Here is a 2,038-nt window from a genome sequence, read left to right on the forward strand (position 1 = left end):
CCATTTGGGCGGCTTTATCGATCGCTGCCAACACTTTTTCAGTCGTTCCGTCACGGCTGAATAAAACCGGACTAATCTGCACCGCAGCCGCTCGAACTTTGCGCGTAAAATCCACAATTCTTACCTCTTTTTGTTCGATCGCCAATCATCGCGTCATATGCCTGAAACCTAGATGGTGGGCAGTGCCCACCCTACACAATCTAAAAATCATCGTTAAATTCTACAAGTTTTAGACAGACCCGCCCTAACCCACAATCAACATCCGCATTTCTTTCATGAAAAACGTGCGCGATCGAAGAACGACCTGAATGTTAATTGTGGGGAGGGCGGGTTCGTGCAATAGTTGTCGTTGCCAGCGCGATCGATGGCATTGTCTTGTCGCGCTAAACCGTCGGGAAACAGAGGCGTGCGCGCGCCGCAAACCCGCCCCTACAGATCCGTGTTTATCACAGCGTCCAGGTATCCAAAATAAACGCCCCTTCCTTGAGGTGCATCAACACAATATCCAATACATCCAGCGGATTGATGGGAATAATGCCTGGAATCAAAGAAGCCTCACCATGCCCATAAAGAGCTTGCAAAGCAAACCGACAACAATAAACCTTGCCACCGTCGCTAATGAACTTAGAAATCCGCACCGTGAAGTTTTGATGCCCCGGAAATGCCTCATCGCCCAACTTGGGAAAACCCCGTTGCAATCCTAAAGTTACCCCAGGGCCATAAAGTAAAATTGAAGTATCAAAACCCTTCTTTTTCAAACGGGTGGCTTGCAATAAATTCACCAACCCGATCGATCCCTCAAATGCGACCGTGTGAAATGTCACTAACGCTTTCTCACCAGGTTCGGCTTGGACATCGGGGAAGACTTTTTCTTCATAATCAACAAGGAAATCACCAGTCTTGTGAGCGGGTATAGTAACTTCTGGCATGACGATTTCCTCCGTTCTGGTTGTCAAGATTGACACTAGACTAACGTTCGATCGAATACTGCTTTTGTATCGATACATACGGACTTAGGAGATCTAATACTATGAATAGTCAGTTCTATGTCGATTGCCTAAATATCTGGTAGCAAATCGTTTTACCTATCTAAATCGCTAGTTTTTAAAAAGAGTTGTAGCCTAGACTACGAACCGAGTAAAAATTCATTGACGATACTCCAATTGCCAGCAGTAGACACCTTCCGATCGATCGCGATATGCTCGGCAAGATATGTAGCATCGCGTGCCACCCCCGAAAACCTGCCCGAACCCCAAGTGTACAGCCACGGAAGACCGATAAAATAACAACCGCGTAGATTAGTAATACCGCGATCGTAATGGGGATAACCACTACCATTAAATACTGGCAAATCGATCCAACTAAAGTCAGTTTGAAAGCCTGTAGACCAAATTACTGTCTGAATATTAGCTGCTGCTAGATCTAAACTTAATTCTGGATGCTCCGGTTGCCAAACGGGAATATATGGGGGTTCGATTGGTGCTTCGATCTGCTCTTGTTCGATAAAGCGATCGATGTTTTGTTTGATATTTGCCGCAACTGCATCCGCTCGATCGAGATTCTGGCTTAAATCATCCTGAAACTCTAAGATACCTTCATCAATAGATCGCAATCTCCCATGCAATTTCATCCCTTGCAAAGCAAATTTTCGCAAGTCAATTTCGCGTCCGCCATCGCGTCCGGTGAGATAATGATTGGTATTACTACGCGCCGTTTCTTTCTTCGGATGTTCGTCAATTGAGAGATCGTAATATCCCATCCGATCGAGCCATTCTACCGCATCTTTACCGCGATATAGACGTGGCGATCGCGGTGCGCCACCGACACACAAATGTACTTGTCTCCCCGCCAGATGCAAATCTTCGGCAATCTGACAGCCAGATTGTCCCGTACCCACCACTAATACGCTCCCAGACGGCAATGATTCGGGATTCTTATACGTCGAAGAGTGCAATTGATAAATAGAGGCGGGTAAACGTTCCGCCAGACGCGGAATTTTGGGCGTTTGATAGCCGCTAACCGCGATAACGACTCGATC

The 2,038-nt window shown here is 46.6% G+C and carries 3 protein-coding genes and 1 pseudogene; all 4 read right to left on the bottom strand.

Features of this window, described 5'->3' with window-relative positions:
• Positions 1-115 (bottom strand): annotated as a pseudogene (locus RMO52_RS12460) (aliphatic nitrilase); the annotation flags it as partial.
• A 129-nt stretch (positions 116-244) separates the two neighbouring features.
• Positions 245-421, bottom strand: a complete 177-nt coding sequence (locus RMO52_RS12465) for a hypothetical protein (protein WP_310414592.1) — start codon at positions 419-421, stop codon at positions 245-247.
• A gap of 25 nt (positions 422-446) precedes the next feature.
• A complete protein-coding gene (locus RMO52_RS12470; RefSeq protein WP_310414595.1) occupies positions 447-929 on the bottom strand; it encodes an MSMEG_0572/Sll0783 family nitrogen starvation response protein in 483 nt (160 codons plus the stop codon).
• A 197-nt stretch (positions 930-1,126) separates the two neighbouring features.
• On the bottom strand, positions 1,127-2,038 hold a 912-nt coding region (locus RMO52_RS12475), incomplete at its 5' end, for a SidA/IucD/PvdA family monooxygenase (RefSeq protein WP_310414598.1).

Source organism: Chamaesiphon sp. OTE_8_metabat_110, from assembly GCF_031382685.1.
In the GTDB taxonomy this organism is placed as follows: Bacteria; Cyanobacteriota; Cyanobacteriia; order Cyanobacteriales; family Chamaesiphonaceae; genus Chamaesiphon.